We start from the raw sequence: 22,302 nt of genomic DNA, 5'->3' as shown, positions 1-22,302 counted from the left end.
AATTTTCCGGACCTGCCCCCGGACGGACCTGACAAGGACGGCACATGGCTGTCGAACGCAGTACCGACGGCGGGGCACCGGGCACCAGCCGCTACATCCGTTACCGGTGGTGGGGCCTGCTGGCCATCAGCCTCGGTGTGGCCATGATTATCATGGACGCCACCATCGTGTCGGTGGCCGTGCCCTCAATCGTTGGTGATCTGGGCATCTCCAGCACCCAGATCCAGTGGGTCCAGGAAATCTACACCCTGCTGTTCGCTGCCCTGCTCCTCACCTGGGGCCGGATCGCGGACCGGGTGGGACGACGGCGGGTGATGCTGGTCGGCGTCGTCCTGTTTGTTGCCGCGAGCATACTGTGCGCCCTCGCCGAGTCCGGCGGTGTACTGATCCTGGGGCGCGCCATCCAGGGGTTGGGCGGATCGATGATCCTGCCCACCACGCTGGCCCTGCTCAACGCCAACTTCCAGGGACGCGAACGCGGCATCGCTTTCGCTATCTGGGGATCAACGATCGGCGGCATGGCGGCCATTGGCCCGCTGCTGGGCGGCTGGCTCACCGAGAATGCCAGCTGGCGCTGGGCTTTTGGCATCAACATCCCGGTTGGCGTGCTGATTGTGGGCGGCCTGCTGCTGTTTGTCGCGGAGTCGTCCGAACCCGTGGTCGGCGCCGCACAGCGCTTGGACCTGGGCGGAGCCGCCCTGTCCATTATCGGCTTCGGGGCACTGGTGTTCGGCCTGATCGAAGGCCGCACCTACGGCTGGTGGAATGCGTCCGAGGACGCTGCGTTCCAGGTGGGGAACCTCTCCCCTGTTCCCCTGGCTTTCCTGCTCGCAGTGGTGGCCCTGACGTGTTTTGTGCTGCTGCAGCGCTCACGGACGGCTGCGGGGAAGGGCGTGATCCTGGATCTGTCGCTTTTCCGGATCCCGTCCTTCGCCAACGGCAACGTCACCGCGCTCATTGTCAGCTTCGGCGAGTTTGGGCTGATCCTTTCGCTGCCGCTGTGGTTCCAGAATGTGCTGGGCTTTACCGCTTTCCAAGCCGGCCTGGCCCTGCTGCCGCTGGCCGCGGGATCTTTCCTCGCCAGCGGAGGCGTTGCGGCGCTGGCACGGAGGTTCAGCCCCATCCTGGTGGTCCGGATGGGACTGGGCCTGGAAATCCTGAGCATTGCCGCCCTGGCCCTGCTGATCCGGCCGGACAGCACAGCCTGGCTGACCTCGCCCATCCTGCTGGTTTACGGCATTGGCGTGGGACTGGCCACCGCCCAACTCACCTCAGTGGTCCTTGCCGAAGTTCCCATCGCCAAGAGCGGACAGGGCTCGGCTACCCAGAGCACCGCGCGGCAGACCGGATCCGCTCTGGGCATCGCCGTGCTGGGAACGGCCTTCTTCACCACCCTGCGCACCGGCACCGAAGACCGGGTGGCGGACGCCGTCGCCGGCAACCCCCAGTTGGGTGCTGTGGTGGATTCCGTCAATGCAACCTCAGGCGGCAGCATCTCCGCACTGGCAGCGGATCCGCAGACCGCTTTCATCGCGGACGCCGCTCGGGAAGCCATGACCAACGGGGCGTCCCTGGCGGGCTGGATCGCCGCTGCCGCACTGCTGATTGGCTTCCTCACCAGCCTGCGCATCAAGCCGGTTATCGGGCCGCAGGCCGGTGAGCCGGCCGGTGTGCGGGCTCCGGAAGAGGGGCCCGGCGCAAGTTCTCCGTAGCCGCGGTCCCGGGTCAGCCCAGGTCCCGCTCAATGCGCTGGAGGCCGGCCACTATCGAGGCTTTCCGCGGGGAGCGCGCAGGAAGCAGCTGCAGGGCGCGGGACCAGGCCTCGGCGTCGTCCCTGCCCTCCGGCAACGCCAGGTATGCCAGCAGCGAATCCGGACCGGCGTCCGAGAGCATCGCCTCGCGCAGCACCATGCTGACCTCGCTGCGCAGAGCGGTAATGGCCGGGGCATCCGAGCGCGGCAGGACCGGCCCCCGGTACAGTCCCAGCGCCAGCCGATAGGCGCCGTTCTCCAGGTATCCGAGCACCTGTTTGGCATCAATGACCACCCCGCGCGGAAGCCGGTACGGACGGGACTGCGGTACCAGGGCAGGCTCCGGCGCACCTTGGCTGTGCTTTCCCAGCAGATTCCGCAGCCGCAGCATTTCAGCACGGACGGTGCTCACGGAGGTGCGCTCCGGATAGACCATGACGGAAAGTTCATCGGCGGTGAGCCCGCCCGGGTGCAGGGCAAGGAGAGTGAGCAGCTCAGCGTGCCGGGTGCTGAGCGTCGCGGGACGTCCGCCGACGTTGACTACTGCAGGATCACGCCCCAGAATCTGCAGGCTGTCCTGCTGAAGGAGAGTCCGGTGTGCTGAGCGCGGCGAGGCACCCGGCAGGCGCGGACGGCGGCGCAGGTTGCGGCGGCGGCCAGCCTCCTGCAGACGCTCCACCTTCAACTGGGACTCCGCTGCCGCCACGGTGGCTTCAACCAGCGCCAGGGTGTGGGCTGCCACGGCTTCGTCTTTCCCGGTGATGTCCACGACGCCGATGAGGGTCCCCGTATCCGGATCGTGGACGGGCACCGCGGTGCAGCTCCACGAATGGACCTGGCGGCTGAAGTGCTCAGCTCCCGAAATCTGAACGCTCTGGCCCGAGGCAAGCGCAGTCCCCGGGGCGCTTGTTCCAATCGAACGCTCCGACCAGTCCGTGCCGGGGATAAACAGCATTCCTTCCGCGAGCCGGCGTGCGTCGTCGTCGCCCTCCACCCACAGCAGCCGGCCCAGTTCATCTCCCACGGCCACGAGGAGCCCGGTGTCGGTGCCCGGGCGGACCAGCAGCCGCCTGATGACCGGCATGATGGCTGCCAGGGGATGCGAGGTGCGGTACTCCCCCAGCTCGGAGCCGGTAAACACCAGCTGTGGAACGGCCTCGTCCGGGTCTGTGTGGTGGCGCAGGGACCGCTGCCAGGATTCACGGACCGGGGGCCGGAGCCAGCGCGTCAAACCGTCCGCAGAACCAAGGTTTTCGTGAGCGCGGAAGGCATCGCGCTGCAGGGCGTCCGCAGTGCGCGGAGACGGATCATCGTAGTCCTGATTGTGCACTGCCCCGACCTATCCACACCGATAAGGAGACTGTCCTGACACCCGCAACTGCGGGTGTCAGGACAGTCTACTCATGCCGCTTCCGTCCGTTCCACGGGAAAGGGCCGAAGCTTCGGTGTTATCCGGGCGTGCCGACGGCGGGTTACTGTCCGCGGGCGATCCGGACCATCTCGTCACGGTCCACAACCTTGACGCGCTCGCGCACCAGCTCGCCCGTGGCGGGATCGGGATGGACGTAGGAGGCGCCGAGGCTCTTTTCGTAGGCGTCCAGCTTCAGCCAGCCCTCCCACGTGGTGTATTCCACGCCGCGGTCTTCGAGCAGCTTGATGATGGATTCCTCATCCGGTTCCTCGGCGGCCGGCAGGTTCAGCCGGTCTTCCAGCAGGAAGCCGATGGTTTCCAGCGCGTCACCCTTGGTGTGTCCGATCAGGCCAACGGGGCCGCGCTTGATCCAGCCGGTGGTGTAGATGCCGGGAACGGGGGTGCCGGCTTCGTCAATGACCCTTCCGCCCTCGTTCGGGATGACGCCGCGCCGGGAGTCAAAGCCCACCTCCGGCAGTTCGGACCCGAAGTAGCCGATCGCCCGGTAGACCGCCTGGACCGGGTAATCGACGATTTCTCCGGTGCCGCGGGCGTTGCCGGTTCCGTCCAATTCATTGCGTTCGAACTTCATGCCGGCCACCTTGCCGGGGTTGGCGGGGTCCTCGTAGATCTCCACCGGGCTGTGCAGGAAGTGCAGGTGCAGGCGGCGGGAGGCACCGGAGTCCTGTTCCTCGACCAGCCAGTTGGTCAGCGTGTTGACCATGGTTTTGGTCTGGTTGTTGGTCCGGATCTGCTCGTCCGAGCCTTCGTCGAACTCGAAGTCCTCCGGGTAGAGCACAATGTCAACGTCACGGGAGTGCGAGAGTTCACGCAGTTCCAGCGGCGTGAACTTCACCTGTGCCGGACCGCGGCGGCCGAAGATGTGGACGTCCGTGACGGGGGACTTTTTCAGGCCCTCATAGACGTTGTCCGGAATCTCGGTGGTGAGCAGGTCATCGGCGTGCTTGGACAGGATGCGGGCGACGTCCAGGGCCACGTTGCCGTTGCCGATGACGGCAACTTCCTTGGCGTCCAGCGGCCATTCCCGCGGCACGTCCGGATGTCCGTCATACCAGGACACGAAGTCGGCACCGCCGAAGGAGCCCTCGAGCTCGACGCCGGGGATGCTCATGTCCGCGTCCTTGATGGCGCCGGTGGCGAAAATGATGGCGTCGTAGAAGTGCCGGAAGTCGGTGAGGGTCAGGTCTTTGCCGTAGTGCACGTTCCCGAGGAACCGGATGTCACCACGATCCATGACTTTGTGCAGGGCGTTGACGATGCCCTTGATCCGGGGATGGTCCGGAGCCACGCCGTAGCGGATCAGGCCGTAGGGTGCGGGGTATTTGTCGAAGAGGTCAATGCTGACCTCGAAGTCCCGTTCAGCTTTGGTGAGGATATCTGCGGCATAAACACCGGCGGGGCCAGCGCCGATGATGGCGACTCGCATGGGGCGCTGCGACCGGTCCGCGGCTGAATTAGACACTGATAGTCCTTCGTCTCGGGGAGAAATCCTGTGCGGAATAACGCACAGTTTCCTATTCTAAATGCCGCGTACGACGGCGTCTAAACGGTTCGGTGCGAACGTCCCCGCGGATGGGCGGGGGACGGGTTTGCGCTCCTGGCCACCGGCTGCGCTGCGGCGGGAATACCCGGCGGTCTCAGCATGTTGTGGCTCACGTGTCTTCTTCGAACGGAACCGGCGCCGAGCGCTCCGCATCCTTGTCCGCCTCCGCATCCTCCCCCGCGTCCGCGCCCGCCCGTTCCGCCCCGCAGCAGCCGGCGGCGCAGGCGTCGCCGCCGCCGTCCGGGGCGTCGTCCGGCAGACGCAGCGAAAACTCCACGGGCATCCTGTTCGGGGTCGGTGCGTATGTGCTGTGGGGACTGCTGCCCCTGTACTTTGTCCTGCTGGTTCCGGCGGGAGCGGTGGAGATTGTTGCCTCCAGAATCGTCTTCTCCCTGGTGTTCTGCGCTGCGCTGCTCACCACCCTGCGCTCGTGGAAGGCCACGGCCGCAGCCGCAAGGAACCCGAGATTGGTGGCCACGCTGAGCGGAGCCGCCGTACTCATTGCCGTTAACTGGCTCACTTATGCGTGGGCCGTCCTGAATGAACACGCGGTGGAGGCCGCCCTGGGGTACTTCATCAACCCTCTGGTCTCCGTGCTCCTGGGCGTGGTGATCCTCAAGGAAAAACTCAGGCCGCTGCAGTGGGTGGCTATGGCGGTGGGGTTTGTTGCCGTGCTGGTACTGACGTTCGCCTACGGCACTGTGCCCTGGGTGGCGCTTGCCCTCGCCTTCAGCTTTGGCCTGTACGGGCTGGTGAAGAAGGGCGTGGGTGGAAAGGTTGATGCAATCTCCAGCCTGACCATTGAGACCGCCGCTCTGACGCCAATCGCCGTCGGCGTCCTGATCTGGCTCTCGATTAGCGGAACGTCCACCATCCTCAGCAACGGCGCCGCTCACTTCTGGCTGCTCGCCGCTTCCGGCATCATTACGGCTGTTCCGCTGATCTTTTTCGGCGCCGCCGCCCGGCGCCTTCCGCTCTCAACTGTGGGCATGCTGCAGTACCTGGCGCCCACCCTGCAGTTCATTATTGCTCTGGCGGTCTTCAAGGAAACCATGCCGCCGGAGCGCTGGGCAGGTTTCGGACTGATCTGGCTGGCGCTGGTGATCCTGACCGTGGACATGATGGGCGGTCCCCGACGGAACCGGCTGCTCCGCGCCGCCGGGGTCTGAGCAGGAGCAACGACTCAAAAAGAAAACAGCCCCCGCTGTCCGAAAGGACGGCGGGGGCTGTTTTGGTCTGCGTGAAGCGTTTAGCGGACCGAAGCTGCGCGCTGGCGCTGGAGTGCCACCAGGGCGGCACCACCGGTCAGCGCCATCAGGGCGCCGATCCCGCCGATGGCCAGCTGCGCGGCATTCAGGCCGGTTGCGGCCAGCTCCGCTGTCCCGTCAGCTGCAGCCGGAACCGGCTGCGCTGCCAGGACGGTGACAGCCTGCTCAACCGTGAAGGTTGTCCAGCCTGCAAGGGCTCCGTTCCGGAACAGAGCCACCTTGTGCTCACCTGCTGCCAGAACGGCCGGAACAGCCACAGCCAGTGATCCCTGGGTGTCTGCAGTAACCTCACCCAGATTGACGCCTGCGGACGGCAGCACCACTTCGTAGGCGGTTCCGCCGTTCAGGCCCGAGATGCGCAGCTGGCTGCCGGATGCAGCAGCGGTGACCGTTCCCCGCGCGGCTTCGGTGAGGAGCGTGTCCTGCCCCAGCGTCACCTGTTCAACAGTGGCGACCCCGGCCGCAGCCTTGGCCTTGGCCTGCTCGGCTGCACGGCGTGCTTCTTCTTCCGCAGCAGCTTGCGCTGCGGCAGCCGTCTGGGCTGCTTCCTTAGCTGCGGCCTCATTAGCTGCTTCCTGGGCGGCAGCTTCCTGTGCGGCGGCCTCGGCAGCTGCGGCTTCCTGGGCAAGGGCCTCGTCAGCGGCGGCCTGCTCTTCAGCGGCCTGGCGTTCCTGTGCTGCGGCTTCCTCAGCAGCCTTCTGAGCAGTCTGAGCAGCGGCTTCCTCAGCAGCCTTCTGAGCGGCGGCCTCCTGCGCGGCCTTATTTGCAGCAGCGGCTTCCTCGGCGGCCTTCTGAGCCGCGGCTTCTTCAGCGGCCTTGTCCTCCACCGGGGCGGTGTCAGGCTTAGCAGCTGCCGCTTCTTCGGCGGCCTTCTTGGCAGCGGCTTCTTCGGCCGCAGCCTTGGCGGCGGCTTCCGCAGCTGCCTTGGCAGCCTCGGCCTCGCGGGCGGCGTTGGCGGCAGCCTCTTCGGCGGCAGCTCGGGCAGCAGCTTCAGCGGCGGCCTTTTCCTCGGCGGCGCGGGCGGCGGCCTCCTGTGCCGCTGCCTCTTCGGCGGCAGCGCGGGCAGCAGCTTCAGCAGCTGCCTTTTCCGCGGCGGCGCGCGCGGCGGCCTCACGGGCTGCTGCTTCGTCCTGCGGCGAGACCGCGTACTGGCCGAACTTCGCAGTGGCGAGGTAGGCGCCCTGGTTGGGACCGGCAGTCAGCTGGACTGCTCCGATTCCAATATCCGTGTCAGCGGCACGGAGCATGTTGGCGCGGTGCGCCGGCGAATTGACCCACCAGCTAAAAGCCTGGTCGGCGCTCATGTTCCAGACGATGTTCTCGGGGAACGCATAGGATCCCGGGCTGTGCTGGAAGACGCCGGCTCCGTAGATGTTGGCCTGGTCGGCCGACTGCTGTGTCCAGGACTGCGACTCGGCAGACATCTGGTCATTCCAGCGCAGCGGGGCCAGCGCATGCTGTGCCCGGTAATCATTAATCAAGACGTACAGGCGGTTGGCGAACTGAGCGTCCGCGGAGCTTGCCGCTGCGGACGGGATCGAGATCAACGCCGTCATGAGTGCGATGGCGAGCGCCGTGAAGACGCCCACAAGTTTCTTAAAGCGCAAAGTGCATCCTTATGCCTCGGGACCCGGTGAAACACCGGTGCCGGCCGTGCGCAGACTCCCCAGAAGACTGCGGTGCCCGGTAAAAACGTCACGGGGCAACGATGTGAATTTACCGCAGGCACCACCAATAGACAACAGGCCCTCTAATAACATCAGTAACACCAATAACAAATAGGACACGCTGAACCCGGTAACCGCTGTCAGTACCGGGCTTGCCGGAGGGTGGCCCGGGACGCAAAAAGATGCGCCGGGCTCTTCGCAGAGTCCGGCGCATCTCCAGCACCGAGAGGGCATGTAGGCCCAGCAGCTAAAGCTGTGCGCGCACCGCCGCTTCCAACACGTCGAGGGCGTCTGACAGCAGCTCTTCCCCAATCACCAGCGGCGGCAGCAGGCGCACCACGTTGCCGTAGGTGCCGCAGGTCAGGATGATGACGCCTTCAGCCAGACACGCCGCGGCGATGGCCTTGGTGATGTCAGCGTCAGGGGTTTTGGTGCCGGGCTTGACGAATTCCAGCGCCAGCATGGCACCGCGGCCGCGGACCTCGCCGATAACGCCGGTGTCTTCAGCGAGCTGCTGCAGCCGTGGAACCGCCAGCTCCTCGATCCGGCGGGCGCGCCCGGAAAGATCGAAGGCTTCCATAGTCTCGATTGCTGCCAAGGCCGCAGCGCACGCAACGGGGTTGCCTCCGTAGGTGCCGCCCAGACCGCCGGCGTGGACGGCGTCGAGCAGTTCGGCGCGGCCGGTGACGGCCGAGAGCGGCATGCCGCCGGCAATTCCCTTGGCCATGGTCATGATGTCCGGAATGACGCCCTCATGCTGCACGGCAAACCATTCGCCGGTACGGCAGAAGCCGGACTGGACCTCGTCCGCGATGAAGACAATTCCCTTGGACTTGGCCCACTCGGCCAGCCGCGGCAGGAAACCTTCCGCCGGAACAATGAAACCGCCCTCGCCCTGAATCGGCTCGATCAGGATGGCCGCGGTCTGGTCCGCGCCAATCTGCTTTTCGATGGCGAGGATCACCCGGTCCGCGGCCTCGGCACCGGTGATCTCCGCATTTTCCTCGCGGAACGGGTAGCTCATGGGCATCCGGTAGATCTCCGAGGCAAACGGCCCGAAGCCGGTTTTGTACGGCATGGCCTTTGCGGTCAGCGCCATGGTGAGGTTGGTGCGGCCGTGGTAGGCGTGGTCAAAGGCGACGACGGCGTTCCGGCCGGTGGCGGACCGAGCAATCTTGATGGCGTTCTCCACGGCCTCGGCGCCGGAGTTGAAGAGGACGGTGCGCTTCTCATGGTCCCCGGGGGTCACTTCGTGCAGCTTTTCGGCCAGCGCAATGTAACCCTCGTAGGGGGTCACCATGAAGCAGGTGTGAGTGAAATGTTCCACCTGCTGCTTCACCGCGTCGACGACGGCGGGATCCGACGCACCGACGCTGGTCACGGCAATGCCGGAACCCAGGTCAATGAAGGAGTTGCCGTCCACATCACGGATGATGCCGCCGTCGGCGTCGGAGACATACACCGGAACGGACGAGGCCACGCCCTTGGCAACCACCGCTGCCCGGCGGGCGTTCAGCTCGGTGGACCTGGGACCCGGGAAGGTCCCGTTGATGCTGCGCTTCTGCTCCAGCCGGTAGGCGGGTGAGAGGGCTTGGGTGCTCATGGGGCGTGCCTTTCAAACGGTGTTGCGGGGAGGTAGGTGCTGCGTTGCGGCGGGAGTGAAGCCTAGGCGTCCAGCGCGGTCATGACGTGCTTGATCCGCGTGTAGTCCTCTACGCCGTACATGGAGAGGTCTTTGCCGTAGCCGGAGCTCTTGAACCCGCCGTGGGGCATTTCGGCCGTCAGCAGGATGTGCGTATTGATCCAGACAGCGCCGAAGTCAAGGTCGCGGGCCAGCCGCATGGCCCGGCCGTGGTTGGTGGTCCAGACGCTGGAAGCCAGGGCGTATTCGACGTCGTTGGCCATTTCCACCGCCTCTTCCTCGGTGCGGAAACTCTGCACCGTGATGACGGGGCCGAAGGTTTCCTTCTGGACGATGTCATCATCCTGGCGGGCGCCGGTGATGACCGTCGGTTCAAAAAAGAACCCCTTGGCACCGGCACGCTTGCCGCCGGTGACAATGCTGCAGTGCTCCGGCAGGGCGTCGATGACGGCGTTGACCGCGTTGAAGTGGTTGATGTTGTTCAGCGGTCCGAAGTAGTTCTCCTCGGAATCCTCGTGCCCGGTCTGCAGGGTTTTGGTGTGCTCCACCAGGGCGGCCACAAACTCGTCCTGGACAGAGTCCTCCACGAGTACGCGGGTGATGGCGGTGCAGTCCTGGCCTGCATTAAAGAAGGAGAACTCGGCCACGGCCCGGGCAGTCTTCTGCAGGTCCGCGTCAGCGAACACCACAGCCGGCGCCTTGCCGCCGAGTTCCAGGTGCGCACGCTTGAGTGTTTTGGCGGCGCCGGAAGCCACCGCGATGCCGGCGCGGACCGAACCGGTGATGGACACCAGGCCCGGCACGGGGTGCTCCACCATTGCGGCACCGGTTTCTCCGGTGCCCAGGACCACGTTCAGGACGCCGGCAGGGAAAATCTCCCCGGCGAGGCGGGCCAGAACGAGTGTGGATTCGGGCGTGGTGTCGGAGGGCTTGAGCACTACGGTGTTCCCCGCGGCGAGCGCCGGGCCGATCTTCCAGACGGCCATCAGCAGCGGGTAGTTCCAGGGGGCAACCTGGGCGACGACGCCGATAGGCTCGCGGCGGATGAATGAGGTGTGATCCTCCATGTACTCCCCCGCTGCCTTGCCCTCCAGCAGACGGGCAGCACCGGCAAAGAAGCGCAGCTGGTCCGCTCCCACGGCCACTTCCTCCGCGGCAATGACCGACCGCACCTGTCCGGTGTTGCGGTGTTGGGCGTCCACCAGTTCATCGGCATTGGCTTCCAGTGCGTCGGCCAGACGAAGGAGCATGAGCTGGCGTTCGGACGGAGTGGTCCGCTTCCAGGTCTTGAAGGCGGCCGCGGCGGCCTCCATGGCGGAGTCGACGTCGGCCTGATTGGACACCGGAGACGAGGCAACCACTTCGCCGTTGACCGGGTTGATGATTTCCAGCTGCTCGGTTCCCTGTGCCGGGACAAACTCTCCGTTGATGAAGTTCTGCAGCGTCTGGGCCATGGCTCGCACTGTCCTTTCGGGTGGAGGTAAGCCCGGACTCCGTTGCCCGGGACTTTCCTCTCAACCTATGCGGTGAAGACTTCGTTCCATAGGGACAAAACTACAACGGTCACCGTCTTGGTCTGTGCAGGCGACCAAAGCCCGCCCGTATAGTTGCTGCATGCCAATCCAACTGTCCGATCTCCTCGCCGCTCCCGGTCTCAACCTGCGCAAATGCGGCACTGCCGAGCTCACACCCGCACCCCTCCAGTGGGTTGCGGTGACCGAACTTGAAGATCCGTTCCCCTTCCTGGGCGGCGGAGAGGTCGTATTGACGACGGGGCTGCGGCAGCGCAGCGGAGCCGTGCAGCGCAGTTTCGTGGACAGCGTGCACCGGGCCGGAGCGCTGGCTATTGGTTTTGGCACCGGACTCAGCCACGCAAAGGTGCCGGCTGCCCTTCTCGAAGCGGCGGACCAGCGCGGCCTGTCCGTCTTCGAAGTTCCCTACGAGACCCCGTTCGTGGCCCTTGGCAAGATGGTGGCGGACGCCTTGGCGGCTGATCACGTCACTCAGCTTCGCGATCTGCTCGCTGCACACCAGTCCCTGGCGGCAGCGCTGCTGGGCGGGAAAGGCCTGCCCGGATTGCTGCAGGAACTCTCCGGGCTGCTGGACAGCCCGGTTGCCCTGTACCAGTACGGTGCGCGGCTGTTCACCACCGGTGCCCGCGCCGAGTCCGGGCTGCGCCGGCGAGTTCCCATCGCCACCGGCCTCCGGGACCGGTGCACCCTGATGATCGCTGAACCCTATCTCCGGTCGGACATTGTGGCCTACGCCCAAAGCCTGATCAGTGTCGAACTAAGCAACCAGGCCCGCCGGCGCACCCGCGAGCGCGCCGTGACCGGTCAGCTGCTGGCCGATGTCGTCGCGGGCCGGCTGACCGGCACCGATGCCTCGATGCGCCTGCAGGGGGCCGGCATCTCCATGACCGGGCGCAACGTGACTTTCCTGGTGGAAGCCGCTTCCGGCCAGGTGCGCTCGCTGCCGTCCCTTCCGCTGCCCGCGGAGTTCGACGGCGCTGCCACCGCCGTCGTCGATGACCGGCTGGTTGTCGTGGTTCCGCAGGGTTCCCGCCCCGAACTCGCCCGGATCCTTTCCGACTACCTCTACGGCAGCGGGCTCACCGCGAAGATCGGCATCGGCGGTTCCTACGCGGACCATGCCGGGCTGCGCTGGAGCTATTTCGAGGCCAAGGAAGCCCTCCAGCGGGGCCAGAGCCTCAACGAACCGGTTCGGCTGAGCCTCACCTCACTGCTGATGTCCGGCACCGACGTTCCGCTGGCCGATCTCGCCGCCGAAGCGCTGGACCCGGTGACGGAATTTGACGCCGCCCACGACGCAAACCTGCTGGAGACCCTGGATCATTACCTGGCCCTGAACGGATCCGTGGCTGCCGTGGCGGATGAGCTGGGACTGCACCGAAACACCGTGCGCTACCGCCTGGGGCAGATTACCGAACTGACCGGCTACGACCCCGCCGTCACCGCGGACCGGGTACATCTGTTCCTGGCACTGAATGTTCGCCGTCTCGGCCTCGGAGCGCCCTGAGGTGCGGGACACAAAACTTCTCCGCGTTATCTAGTACGGTGCATGTAATCAAAGTGCAAACCACCATCACGTAGACGCCGCGACCTTAAGAGTGCCCGCTGCAGTGTCCACACGAGGAGCCAGCAATGCCGCAGTCGGGGATCGATTTTTCCAGTGCTGACAACAGCGTCCGTCCCCAGGACGACCTCTACCAGCACGTGAACGGCGCGTGGCTCAACAGCACCGTAATCCCTGATGACAGGCCGCTGGAGGGCACGTTTACCGCCCTGCGTGACGGAGCTGAACTGGCAGTCAAGGCGATTATCGAAGAAGCCGCCGCCAAAGGAGAGTCCGCATCCGGCGTCGAGCAGCAAATTGGCGGCCTTTACTCCAGCTTCATGGACGTCGCTGCAGCCGACCAGCTGGGGTTGAAACCCCTGCAGGAACGTCTGGAACAAATCCGCGGCGTGCGCTCAATCGAAGAGTTCGCGGGCCTGCTTGGCCGGCTGTTCCGCTCCAACGTCCACGGTCTCTTTTCCATCTACCCCGACCCGGACGCGGGCAACCCGGAAAGGGTCATCCTCCATCTCGGGCAGGGTGGCCTGGGGCTGCCGGATGAGTCCTATTACCGCCAGGACAAGTTTGCCCCTGTCGCAGCGGCCTACGGCGACTACGTTGCCAAATTGTTCACCCTCGCTGACATCCCTGATGCCCAAGCCGCGGCGTCCCGCGTCGTCGAACTCGAAAGGGCCCTGGCCTCGTATCACTGGGACCGGGTCACGGTGCAGGATGCCCACAAGACCTACAACCTCAAGACAGCCGCTGAAGCCGCTGCTCTCTTTCCGCTGCTGGACACGTGGTTCGAAGCCGCCCGGGTGGAACCGGCCAAACGGGATGAGGTCATTGTCAGCACTCCGGACTTCTTCGCCGGTGCCGCCGGCTTGCTGGAGTCCGAACATCTGGGCACTTGGAAGGAATGGCTGACCCTGCGGGCACTTAGCTCGGCCGCCCCCTACCTGTCCTCTGAATTTGTGGAGGCGCATTTTGACTTCTACGGCACCACTCTCAGCGGGACACCCCAAAACAAGGAACGGTGGAAGCGCGGGGTGGCCGTCGTCGAAGCGAACCTGGGCGAGGCAGTGGGCCGGATCTACGTGGAGCGGCACTTCCCCGCCGGCCACAAAGCCCGGATGGAGTCCCTCGTTGCCAACTTGACCGAGGCGTACCGGGACAGCATCTCCTCCCTGGAGTGGATGGGCGAAGAAACGAAGGCTGAAGCACTGATGAAGCTGAAGGCCTTCCGTTCCAAGGTGGGGTTCCCGGAAAAATGGATCGACTACTCGGACGTTGAGATCGATCCGCATGATCTTCTGGGCAATATCGAGCGGGCCCACAACGCGGACGTCGACCGGCATCTGGACGAGGTCGGCAAACCGGTTGACCTCACCAAATGGCGCCTAACACCGCAGACGGTGAACGCGTACTACCACCGGACGCTCAACGAGATCGTCTTTCCCGCCGCCATCCTCCAGCCGCCTTTCTTCAACGCGGAAGCAGACGACGCCGTCAATTACGGAGGAATCGGAGCGGTGATCGGCCACGAAATCGGCCACGGATTCGATGACCAGGGTTCACAGTTCGATGGCAGCGGGGCGCTGCGGAATTGGTGGACTGACGAGGACCGGGCCGCGTTTGAAGCTTTGACGGCCAAGCTGGTGGCGCAGTACGACGCGCTCTCTCCGTATGCCGCACCAGGCCACAAGGTGAACGGAAAGCTGACCCTGGGCGAGAACATCGGCGACCTCGGTGGTCTGGCGATCGCTTATAAGGCCTACCTCCTCAGCTTGGGCGGAGCCGAACCGGAGGTGATTGACGGCGTCACGGGACAGCAGCGGTTCTTCATGTCATGGGCAGCCGTATGGCGCCAGGTAATCCGTTCCGAGGAAGCAATCCGGAGACTGGCGACGGATCCCCACTCTCCCAACGAGTTCCGCACAAACGCCATAGCCCGCAACCTCGACGCTTTCCATGAAGCATTCAAGGTCACCGCCTCCGACGGCATGTGGCTGGATCCGGAGCAACGCGTCAGCATCTGGTAACGCGCAGGTCCTTCTCGTCTTCACCCCCTCCCCCGGGCAGCATCGCGCGTGCACGCAGGGGCAAATGCGGGCCGTTGCGTTGCATCAGACGGCGGATTCGGTGTTGAGCGGTGCGTTCAGCCCCCTGAGCGGCGTAGTCCGGGGATCGGGCGGTTGTCCCTCGTTGTCCGGGTTTGGCGGGCATACGGTTACTCCCAACTGGCTCGTCTGAGCGAGTGCACTCTGAACATGCCTGCACTGCCGGAGTTCAGATGTGTCTTTTCACGAGGAGGTGAAGTCCTGTGGAGATTACTGAAGAAAACATCACCGAAGAACGATCCGCGATGTTGTCCAGGCTCGGTCTGGACGTACAGAACAAAGGAACCATGGGCCCGCCGCTCCGGCCGCACAGCAAGCACCAAAACCTCCCGTTGCCGCTTACCGCCCGGTAACCATAATGTGGGGGAATGGAAAACTGCGTGCAACCCGCCCGAACTCTCCGTTGGCAGGGTCTGGAAGACACCGCACGCCATGACACCGCAGCCGTATCGTTCCGGGACCGGGAACTGGCTGCCGGCGGCACCTCGGTCGCCGAGGAGTACACCGCCTCGTGGACCCTTTCCACCTCGCCGGGCTGGGTAACCACCCGCTTCTGCATCCGGGTCGAAGCACCTGACTGGTCGCGTTCCCTGGAGCTCACGCGCTCCCCCGAAGGAAAATGGACTGCCGACACGCAGGTATCAGGGAACTGGAGCCTGCCTGCTCCCGGCATCGAGGACGCCGGCGCGCTGGACAACGCCCAGGACGTGGACCTTGACCTGTGTCCTCTGACCAACACCATGCCCATCCTCCGCCTGGACCTGCTGAACGCGTCAGCCCCTGCGGATGACACCAAACTCACCATGGCCCGGGTGGAAATGCCAAGCTTGCGGGTGCTCCCCAGCGATCAGGTCTATTCCCAGGTTTCGGCCTACGGCGAGGACCGGGGTTACGGTGTGGTCCTCTTCAGTTCCACTTCCCGCGGGTTCACCGCCGAGCTGACTGTGGATTCTGACGGTGTGGTCATCGACTATCCGGGCCTGGCCCGCCGCCTGCCCTAACCCTGCCTTCCCTGGCCCCGGCTTCCGAGTGCACCGGGCTGCCTCCTCCCGCGGCTAGGATTGAAGTACACCATCCGCAATTTTGGAGACCCCATTGAGCCAAATGTTCCTGGACAAATTCAAAGCCCTGGTCCCCAAGTATCTTGAGGACGACTGGCGCGAAGAAGAAGACGGCATCCCCGCCGACATCCTCAATGAGATGCTCGACGCCCACGATTTCGCCATTCCCCTGGTGCTGCGGGAGTTCTACCTTGCCCTGGGCAACAGTGAAGACCTCATGGAGGCCTACCACTTCTTCTGGGATCCGGACGAGCTGGAAATCGAAGACGGTTATCTGCTCTTCCTCGAAGACGAGGACGAGAAGTTTGTCTGGGGCTTCCGTGTGGATCAGCTGGACGTGCCGGACCCGATCGTGTGGCGGCGCAACAACGCCCGCGGCGACTGGCAAAGCGAAGAGGGCACCTTCAGCGAATACGTCTTTGACATGTTCGAGTGGGTCTTCGAGGAAGATCCCAACTAACCCTTCCCGGAAGGAGCCACGCATGCAGCAGCCCGGCACCGTCGATGAGGTGTGGCCCAGCCACGCGCCGGAGAACTACCAGTGCCCGTTCTGCGACATGGCGTCCGGAGAGTTCGCGTTCCCGGACAACCTTTGCGAGCCCGGAGACCTGGTGTATTCCGACGAGCTGGTACTGGCGTTCATCGCGTCCCACGGCTTCGATCCGGAGCCGGGCCACGTCCTGGTGACGCCCCGGGAACATTTTGAGCTGCTGTATGAACTGCCCGACGACGTCGCTGCCCGCCTCATGATTGTCACCCGGGACATGGCGGTGGCCATCAAGAGGGCGTGGCATCCCGACGGCGTCACCACCCGGCAGCACAACGAGCCCGCCGGCAGTCAGCACGTCTGGCACTACCACCAGCATGTGCTCCCCCGCTGGAACAATGACGGGCTCTATTTCACGCCCAAGCGCCCGATTGTGGACCCCGCGGTGCGGGCCCGGAAGGCCGCCGAACTTCGCGCCGTCCTACAGGGCGGACCGAGCCGGCATTGATGCTGCGCCGAGAGTATTGCCGGCCCCGGCCCTACGGCCGTGACCGGTCAGTCTTGGGTTCACGGTCCTGGCTCCAGGCTTGGGAGTAAAGGCCAAGCGCGGCTTCCTCCGGTGGAGCAATGCCAAACCTGTTGAGCAACCTTCGGCTTTGATAAATGGTCAGGAACTCCGCGCTGCGGCTGATGCGGGCCTTATCCGCCTGGTACAGGTAAGAATCCACGGCGCGGCTCCAGCGCTTACGCCAGGTGTCGACGGATGGCTCGGAAGCGATGGCGGACATGATATTGAGTGCGGGAACCACCTGCGTTGCCGTCCGCAATGTCAGGGCTCGGCGTGCGCGTTCTGCCTGGGGTCCAAAAGATTCCGTGCAGCTGCGCAGATGCCTCGTCCAGTAGTAGTCCCAGCTAAGCGTCCGGCGATCCGGCCACAATGCCGAACGGGGTCCGCGCATCATGGCATAAGCCGTGTCGTGGAGAAGCAGGGCCGCAAACGCCGAGCGGGTGCCGGCGGCCTCAAAACGGCCCAGCCCCCAAGCCGCGAGGTCCGAGGAGAGTTCCGCCACTTCGCAGGTGAGCGCAATACCCTTGATACCTCCGAAGGAAGCCATGACTGCCTCGACGTGCGGCGTGGCTGGCCCGCCCTGGGGTGGCGGGTATTCGCCGCGGTGTTTCTCGGAAAGATCCAGCTCCCCCAGCTGGGGCGAGCACTGAAGCGAAAGAGCCTGTGCAAAGCGCTTCAGTCGGCCCGCGATCTCGCCTCGGACCAAAAAATGCACCTGCACGCTCGGTTCCCTGGCATCCAGATGCCGTAAGTAGAAACTCCGCTCGGCCCCCCAAGTTCTGGCCTGAGCAATCAGCGGCGTGACCACATGCCTAACGACGGCGTCACACACCTCGGCACGCGCTGGCTGCACCGTCAGCACCCACCAGCCCGTCACATCAGCCTTCTGCGGCAAGGACCTGGCTGGCACCGCCCCCACCTGCTGCACTTCACGGCGCGTGGCCACAACTTGGCTCATGGTCTCTCCCTCTGGCATCTACTACAACGTAGTGCTTCACAGCGTTGCAGAGACCCGGAAAGTGCCTTCTCACCTGCAGAAAACTATAGTAAGTATGCTTATAAGCATTGCCGGGGGTGGCCGTGTCCGCTAGAGTGCGCCCTAGACTTCCCGTTCCACCACGGCCACGGCAAAGCTGGCCAGCGCCTGCTTGACCACGGTGTCCGGCAGCGGTTCCAGCGCGGCAACGGCTTCATCGGACCACTGCCGGGCAACCGCCCAGGCCTCCGCCGTGGCCCGGTTCTCCCGCAGTGCCTGCACGGCTGCAGCCAGCGCTGCATCGGAGCTCAGGTCCCCGTCCACCAGCTCAAGTACGGCGGCGGCATCGGCATCGCCCGCAGCAGCGTTGCGGCGCAGCAGCAGCACCGGCAAGGTTGGCACGCCTTCACGCAGGTCAGTACCCGGCGTCTTGCCGGACTTAGCCTGAAGTCCGGTGACGTCTATGACGTCGTCGGCCAGCTGGAACGCGGTACCCACCTTCTCGCCGTACTCCACCATGACGTCGACGGCCCGGCGGTCTGCACCGGAGAAGAGCGAGCCGAACTCGCCGGCAGCGGCGATCAGCGACGCTGTCTTGCCGGAAATGACGGACAGGTAGTGTTCCAGCGGATCCTGTTCCTCGCGCGGTCCCACCGTTTCATGCAGCTGGCCCATGCAGAGCCGTTCAAAGGTGCGGGCCTGAATGCCCAGGGCTTCGCCGCCGAGCTCGGACACTAGTGAGGAGGCACGGGCAAAAATCAGGTCTCCGGTCAGCACAGCCACCGAGTTGCCCCACACCTCGTGGGCCGTGGGCGCACCGCGGCGCAGGGGCGCGGAATCCATGACGTCGTCGTGATAGAGCGTGGCCAGATGCGTCAGCTCAACGACGACGGCGGTCTGAATGACGTCGTCGTTGACCGGGTTGGGACCCAGATGTGAGGCCAGCAGCGCCAGCAGCGGGCGGATTCGCTTGCCGCCGGCCTGCGCCAGATGCCGTGAGGTGGCGTTGGCAAAGGGATCCGAGTTGGAGATTGCTTCAAGGAGCCGGGCTTCCACCAGCTCCAGGGCGGCGGCAATGGAAGGGCCCAGCTGGGGGTCTTCGGCGATAAGCGCGAATCCTGCCGGCAGTGCGGGCGCGGCGTCGTCAGCGGCAGTATCCGGGCTGGTGTTCGAGGATTCAGTCACGGTGTGAACTAACTTTTCGTCGGAGCGGTTTGGACAGCGGGCGGGATGGATCGTCTTGGTTCGAGGCTGCCGGGACAAGGGCTTCCAGCACGGCAATAACTCTATCCTCCAAACCCTTGTTGCTGCGGTCCGTGAGGTTGGCCAGCATCCGCACCACAAATTTCATCAGCACCGGCAGCGGCATTCCGGTGCGCAGCGCGAGCTTCATGATGGCGGGTTTGCCGATCAGTCCGGCGAAGATCCGGCCCAGGGTGAAGTGGCTTCCCCACTCTGCACGGATATGGTCGGCGTAGCCCGAGAGACGGTAATCAAAGGCTGCCGGGGCAGACAGGATTCCCGGAGTGCGTGCCTCAGCCTCGGCTGCCACGATAAAGTCGGCGGCGAACCGCGCGGATTCCATAGCGTAGGAAATGCCCTCGCCGTTGAACGGCGAGACCATGCCGCCGGCGTCGCCCAGCAGCAGGAGCCCCGGTGAGTAGTGCGGGGTGCGGTTGAAGCCCATCGGCAGCGCCGCACCGCGGATCTCCCCCACCTGGTTCTCTGGAGAAAAACCCCACTCGGCGGGCATACCCGCGGTCCAGTCGCGCAGGACCTTGCGGTAGTCCAGCTTTCCGAATTCCTTGGACGAGTTCAGGATGCCCAGGCCCACATTGGACGTTCCGTCGCCCACCCCGAAGACCCAGCCGTAGCCGGGCAGCGGATTTCCGGCAGCGTCGGGAAGTTCCAGCCAGCCTTCCATCCAGTCATCGTTGCTGCGCGGGCTTTCGAAGTAGGTGCGCACGGCCACGCCCAGCGGCCGGTCGTCGCGCTTTTCGATGCCCAGGCTCAGGGCGGTGCGGCTGGAGTTGCCGTCAGCCGCGAGCACCACGTCAGCGGAGAATTCGCGGGTTTCACCGGTGCGCCGGCCGGCGTCGTCGAGCACGTTGGCCACTGCCCCGGTAACCCGGCCGTCATCGCTGCGCAGCGCGGAGGTGACCGAGTGCCGCTCCAGAATGAGCGCCCCGGCCGCCTGCGCGTGGCGGGCCAGCGCCTCGTCAAAGCCCAGGCGGGTGCGGATCAGTCCGTAATCGGGGAAATCGGAGAGCACCGGCCAGGGAAGTTCAACGGTGCGTCCCCCTGCAATGAGGCGAAGGCCCTTGTTGCGGCGCCAGCCCTCTGATTCTTCATGGGGCAGGCCGAGGAGCTGGATCTCACGGACGGCGCGGGGCGTCAGGCCGTCGCCGCAGACCTTCTCCCGGGGGAAGGAGGTCTTTTCCAGGACGGTAACGTCCACTCCGGCGCGGGCCAGGTAGTAGGCAGCGGTGGAACCGGCGGGCCCGGCACCGACAATAAGGACCTTCACTTAGATGGCTGTCCTCCCCGGCTTTACAGCACGGTGGATGGCCACGATGCCGCCGGAGAGGTTGCGGTAGGCCACGTCGTCCCAGCCGGTCTCCGAAATCCAGGCCGCCAGTCCGTCCTGGTTGGGCCAGGCGCGGATGGACTCAGCGAGGTAAACGTAAGCATCGGGGTTGGAGGCAACCTTGCGGGCGATAGGCGGAAGGGCCCGCATCAGGTATTCGGTGTACATGGTCCGCCACACCGGAACGGTGGGAGAGGAGAACTCGGCGATCACCAGACGGCCGCCGGGCTTGGTGACCCGAAGCATCTCGGAGAGCGCCTTTTTCGGCTCGTTCACGTTGCGCAGGCCAAAGGAGATGGTGGAGGCGTCAAAGGAGTTGTCCTCGAACGGCAGATTGGTGGCGTCGCCGGCCACGAAGTCGATGTCCGGACGGCGCCGCTTGCCCACCTTGAGCATCCCCAGGGAGAAGTCGCAGGCAACTACGTTGATGCCGGCGTCTGCGTAGGGTTCACTGGAGGTGCCGGTGCCGGCGGCCAGGTCAAGGACCCGCTGGCCTGGCTGGGCGCCAACGGCGTCCACCACCAGACGACGCCAACGGCGCGTCTGTCCCAGGGACAGCACGTCATTCACGACGTCGTATTTCGGTGCCACGTCGTCAAACATGGCAGCGACTTCATCAGGGCGTTTTTCCAACGATGCGCGCTTCACTCGATCATTGTCTCAAAGAATGTCCACGGGACCGAACGCGCAGTTGCAGGTGTCTTCCGCCTCACGGAGGATGGCCCCGTGCCCTCAGCGGCGTGGAACGCCGCCCGGGACACATCCGCGCGAGGAGTAGGCTGGAGTCATTATGACCACCCTGCGTTCCCTGACCGTGCCCATTGGTGAGCTGTCCGCCACAATCGGGCTGCTGGAGTATCTGGTCCTTAATGACCAGCTTGCCTGGATCCGCAGCGGAGAAGGGCTGGTGGGCTTCGGTGAAAGTGCCCGTTTCACCTCCAGCGGCCCCGAACGCTTCGCGGACGCGCAACAGTGGTGGCTAAAGCTGGCGGACGACGCCGAGATCGAGAATCCGCTGTCGGTTCCCGGCAGCGGCCTGGCCGCTTTCGGATCCTTCGGATTCTCCAAACGCTCTCCTTTTGAATCCCGGCTCATTGTGCCGGAGATCGTGGTGGGTTCACGCGACGGTGTCACCTGGATTACGCAGACCACAGCAGATCCCGATGCCGAGCTGAGCCCGGCCTCCGCCAGGTCGGCCCTGGACCTGTATCTGGATGAAGTTCCGGTTGCGCGCGAGCCGGACCCGGAGGACCGCATCCTGCCCGGTATCCTCAGCGAGGCCGAGTGGAAGAACGCCGTGGCCCGCTCGGTGGCGCACATCAACGCCGGGGACCTCAGCAAGATTGTCCTGGCCCGCGACATTGTGGCGTCCCTCGGTTCGCCCGTGTCTGCGGCGCAGGTGCTGCGCGAGCTGGCTTTGCGGTACCGCAGCTGCTGGACCTATTCGGTGGACGGCCTGATCGGTTCCACGCCCGAAATGCTGATCAAGGTGGAGAACGGAGTCGCCCGCGCCCGCGTCCTGGCCGGCACCCTGGACCGTGCCACGGCGCCGGCGGATGATCCGCACTATCCGCAGCGGGTGCTGGCCGGATCCGACAAACAGCGTCATGAACACCAGATCGCGATTGATTCGCTCACCCGCCAGCTGCAGCCCTTCACCTCCTCCATGACTTCGCACAGCGAGCCGTTTGTCTTGGAACTGCCCAACGTCTGGCACCTCGCGTCCGACGTGGCCGCCGACTTGGCGCCCGGCGCCGACGGCGGAATCCCGACGTCGCTTGCCCTGGTGGAGGCACTGCATCCCACCGCGGCAGTCTGCGGCTTCCCCACCAGCGTTGCCGGCGAACTGATCAGTGAACTTGAACACATGGACCGCGGACCCTATGCCGGCCCCGTGGGCTGGATGGACGCCGCAGGCAACGGCGAATGGGGCATCGCCCTGCGCGGAGCCGTCATTGAGGACCCCCGCACGGTGCGGCTGTATGCAGGCTGCGGCATTGTGGCCGGATCCAATCCGGCCGCGGAACTGGCGGAAACCTGGAGCAAGTTCCGCCCCATGCTCGAAGCACTGGAACTGGACCGCGCCCGCGGTGCCGTGGCCGGATCCCGGGCTTAGCACTCAGGG

Annotated in this window: 17 protein-coding genes; 8 read left to right on the top strand and 9 right to left on the bottom strand. The window is 65.0% G+C overall.

What is annotated here, in order from left to right:
- The first annotated feature begins 44 nt into the window (after positions 1-44).
- On the top strand, positions 45-1,712 hold the full coding sequence (locus CXQ89_RS04025) for a DHA2 family efflux MFS transporter permease subunit (RefSeq protein WP_104160380.1): 1,668 nt from the start codon (positions 45-47) through the stop codon (positions 1,710-1,712).
- A gap of 13 nt (positions 1,713-1,725) precedes the next feature.
- On the opposite strand, the gene CXQ89_RS04020 is transcribed toward CXQ89_RS04025, so the two are convergent.
- On the bottom strand, positions 1,726-3,081 hold the full coding sequence (locus tag CXQ89_RS04020; RefSeq protein WP_104160379.1) for a GAF domain-containing protein: 1,356 nt from the start codon (positions 3,079-3,081) through the stop codon (positions 1,726-1,728).
- 142 nt (positions 3,082-3,223) lie between these two features.
- On the bottom strand, positions 3,224-4,645 hold the full coding sequence (locus tag CXQ89_RS04015) for an FAD-dependent oxidoreductase (RefSeq protein ID WP_104052905.1): 1,422 nt from the start codon (positions 4,643-4,645) through the stop codon (positions 3,224-3,226).
- Between the two features lie 185 nt (positions 4,646-4,830).
- Here CXQ89_RS04015 and rarD point away from each other — a divergent pair, with 185 nt between their 5' ends.
- On the top strand, positions 4,831-5,895 hold the full coding sequence (gene rarD, locus CXQ89_RS04010; protein WP_374952972.1) for an EamA family transporter RarD: 1,065 nt from the start codon (positions 4,831-4,833) through the stop codon (positions 5,893-5,895).
- Between the two features lie 80 nt (positions 5,896-5,975).
- Here the strand turns inward: rarD and CXQ89_RS04005 are convergent, their stop codons facing one another.
- From CXQ89_RS04005 to CXQ89_RS03995, 3 genes are all read right to left on the bottom strand, one after another.
- Positions 5,976-7,601 carry a CAP domain-containing protein gene (locus CXQ89_RS04005; protein WP_104160377.1) on the bottom strand — a complete coding sequence of 542 codons (1,626 nt, stop codon included), beginning with the start codon at positions 7,599-7,601 and terminating at the stop codon, positions 5,976-5,978.
- 307 nt (positions 7,602-7,908) lie between these two features.
- On the bottom strand, positions 7,909-9,264 hold the full coding sequence (gabT, locus tag CXQ89_RS04000) for a 4-aminobutyrate--2-oxoglutarate transaminase (protein WP_104160376.1): 1,356 nt from the start codon (positions 9,262-9,264) through the stop codon (positions 7,909-7,911).
- A gap of 62 nt (positions 9,265-9,326) precedes the next feature.
- The gene (locus tag CXQ89_RS03995) at positions 9,327-10,757 is read right to left on the bottom strand and encodes a gamma-aminobutyraldehyde dehydrogenase (RefSeq protein ID WP_104160375.1); all 1,431 of its coding nucleotides are present in this window, start codon (positions 10,755-10,757) and stop codon (positions 9,327-9,329) included.
- Between the two features lie 160 nt (positions 10,758-10,917).
- Between CXQ89_RS03995 and CXQ89_RS03990 the strand changes: the two genes are divergently transcribed.
- From CXQ89_RS03990 to CXQ89_RS03970, 5 genes are all read left to right on the top strand, one after another.
- Entirely contained in the window at positions 10,918-12,342 is a 1,425-nt protein-coding gene (locus tag CXQ89_RS03990; protein WP_104160374.1) for a PucR family transcriptional regulator, read from the top strand.
- Between the two features lie 125 nt (positions 12,343-12,467).
- Entirely contained in the window at positions 12,468-14,420 is a 1,953-nt protein-coding gene (locus CXQ89_RS03985) for a M13 family metallopeptidase (protein WP_104160373.1), read from the top strand.
- A 458-nt stretch (positions 14,421-14,878) separates the two neighbouring features.
- On the top strand, positions 14,879-15,499 hold the full coding sequence (locus tag CXQ89_RS03980; protein ID WP_258059854.1) for a putative glycolipid-binding domain-containing protein: 621 nt from the start codon (positions 14,879-14,881) through the stop codon (positions 15,497-15,499).
- A 94-nt stretch (positions 15,500-15,593) separates the two neighbouring features.
- Positions 15,594-16,019: a hypothetical protein gene (locus CXQ89_RS03975; RefSeq protein WP_104052956.1), complete on the top strand. Its 426-nt coding sequence runs from the start codon at positions 15,594-15,596 to the stop codon at positions 16,017-16,019.
- 22 nt (positions 16,020-16,041) lie between these two features.
- Positions 16,042-16,554 (top strand): HIT family protein, encoded by a 513-nt coding sequence (locus CXQ89_RS03970; protein WP_104160371.1) that lies wholly within the window; start codon positions 16,042-16,044, stop codon positions 16,552-16,554.
- Positions 16,555-16,585: 31 nt separating this feature from the next.
- On the opposite strand, the gene CXQ89_RS03965 is transcribed toward CXQ89_RS03970, so the two are convergent.
- From CXQ89_RS03965 to CXQ89_RS03950, 4 genes are all read right to left on the bottom strand, one after another.
- Positions 16,586-17,572, bottom strand: a complete 987-nt coding sequence (locus tag CXQ89_RS03965) for a lantibiotic dehydratase C-terminal domain-containing protein (protein WP_104160370.1) — start codon at positions 17,570-17,572, stop codon at positions 16,586-16,588.
- 141 nt (positions 17,573-17,713) lie between these two features.
- A complete protein-coding gene (locus CXQ89_RS03960; RefSeq protein ID WP_104160369.1) occupies positions 17,714-18,775 on the bottom strand; it encodes a polyprenyl synthetase family protein in 1,062 nt (353 codons plus the stop codon).
- On the bottom strand, positions 18,768-20,117 hold the full coding sequence (locus CXQ89_RS03955) for a geranylgeranyl reductase family protein (protein WP_104160368.1): 1,350 nt from the start codon (positions 20,115-20,117) through the stop codon (positions 18,768-18,770). Before CXQ89_RS03955 ends, CXQ89_RS03960 begins: the two co-directional genes overlap by 8 nt.
- Complete coding sequence (locus tag CXQ89_RS03950; protein ID WP_104052963.1) at positions 20,118-20,825, bottom strand: demethylmenaquinone methyltransferase; 708 nt, start codon at positions 20,823-20,825, stop codon at positions 20,118-20,120.
- Between the two features lie 142 nt (positions 20,826-20,967).
- Between CXQ89_RS03950 and CXQ89_RS03945 the strand changes: the two genes are divergently transcribed.
- On the top strand, positions 20,968-22,293 hold the full coding sequence (locus tag CXQ89_RS03945) for an isochorismate synthase (protein ID WP_237685637.1): 1,326 nt from the start codon (positions 20,968-20,970) through the stop codon (positions 22,291-22,293).
- Positions 22,294-22,302 lie beyond the last annotated feature (9 nt).

It is taken from the genome of Arthrobacter sp. ZGTC212, from assembly GCF_002929255.1.
Classification (GTDB): Bacteria; Actinomycetota; Actinomycetes; order Actinomycetales; family Micrococcaceae; genus Arthrobacter_B; species Arthrobacter_B sunyaminii.
The sequence above is the reverse complement of the archived record's forward strand: the minus strand, read 5'-3'. Positions and strand labels throughout refer to the sequence as shown.

Excerpts from the sequence above, each read along its gene's own strand:
- CXQ89_RS03995 (WP_104160375.1), bottom strand. The coding sequence starts at position 10,757 with ATGGCCCAGACGCTGCAGAACTTCATCAACGGAGAGTTTGTCCCGGCA.
- CXQ89_RS03990 (WP_104160374.1), top strand. The coding sequence starts at position 10,918 with ATGCCAATCCAACTGTCCGATCTCCTCGCCGCTCCCGGTCTCAACCTG.
- CXQ89_RS03985 (WP_104160373.1), top strand. The coding sequence starts at position 12,468 with ATGCCGCAGTCGGGGATCGATTTTTCCAGTGCTGACAACAGCGTCCGT.
- CXQ89_RS03970 (WP_104160371.1), top strand. The coding sequence starts at position 16,042 with ATGCAGCAGCCCGGCACCGTCGATGAGGTGTGGCCCAGCCACGCGCCG.
- CXQ89_RS03945 (WP_237685637.1), top strand. The coding sequence starts at position 20,968 with ATGACCACCCTGCGTTCCCTGACCGTGCCCATTGGTGAGCTGTCCGCC.
- CXQ89_RS03965 (WP_104160370.1), bottom strand. The coding sequence starts at position 17,572 with ATGAGCCAAGTTGTGGCCACGCGCCGTGAAGTGCAGCAGGTGGGGGCG.
- gabT (WP_104160376.1), bottom strand. The coding sequence starts at position 9,264 with ATGAGCACCCAAGCCCTCTCACCCGCCTACCGGCTGGAGCAGAAGCGC.
- CXQ89_RS04025 (WP_104160380.1), top strand. The coding sequence starts at position 45 with ATGGCTGTCGAACGCAGTACCGACGGCGGGGCACCGGGCACCAGCCGC.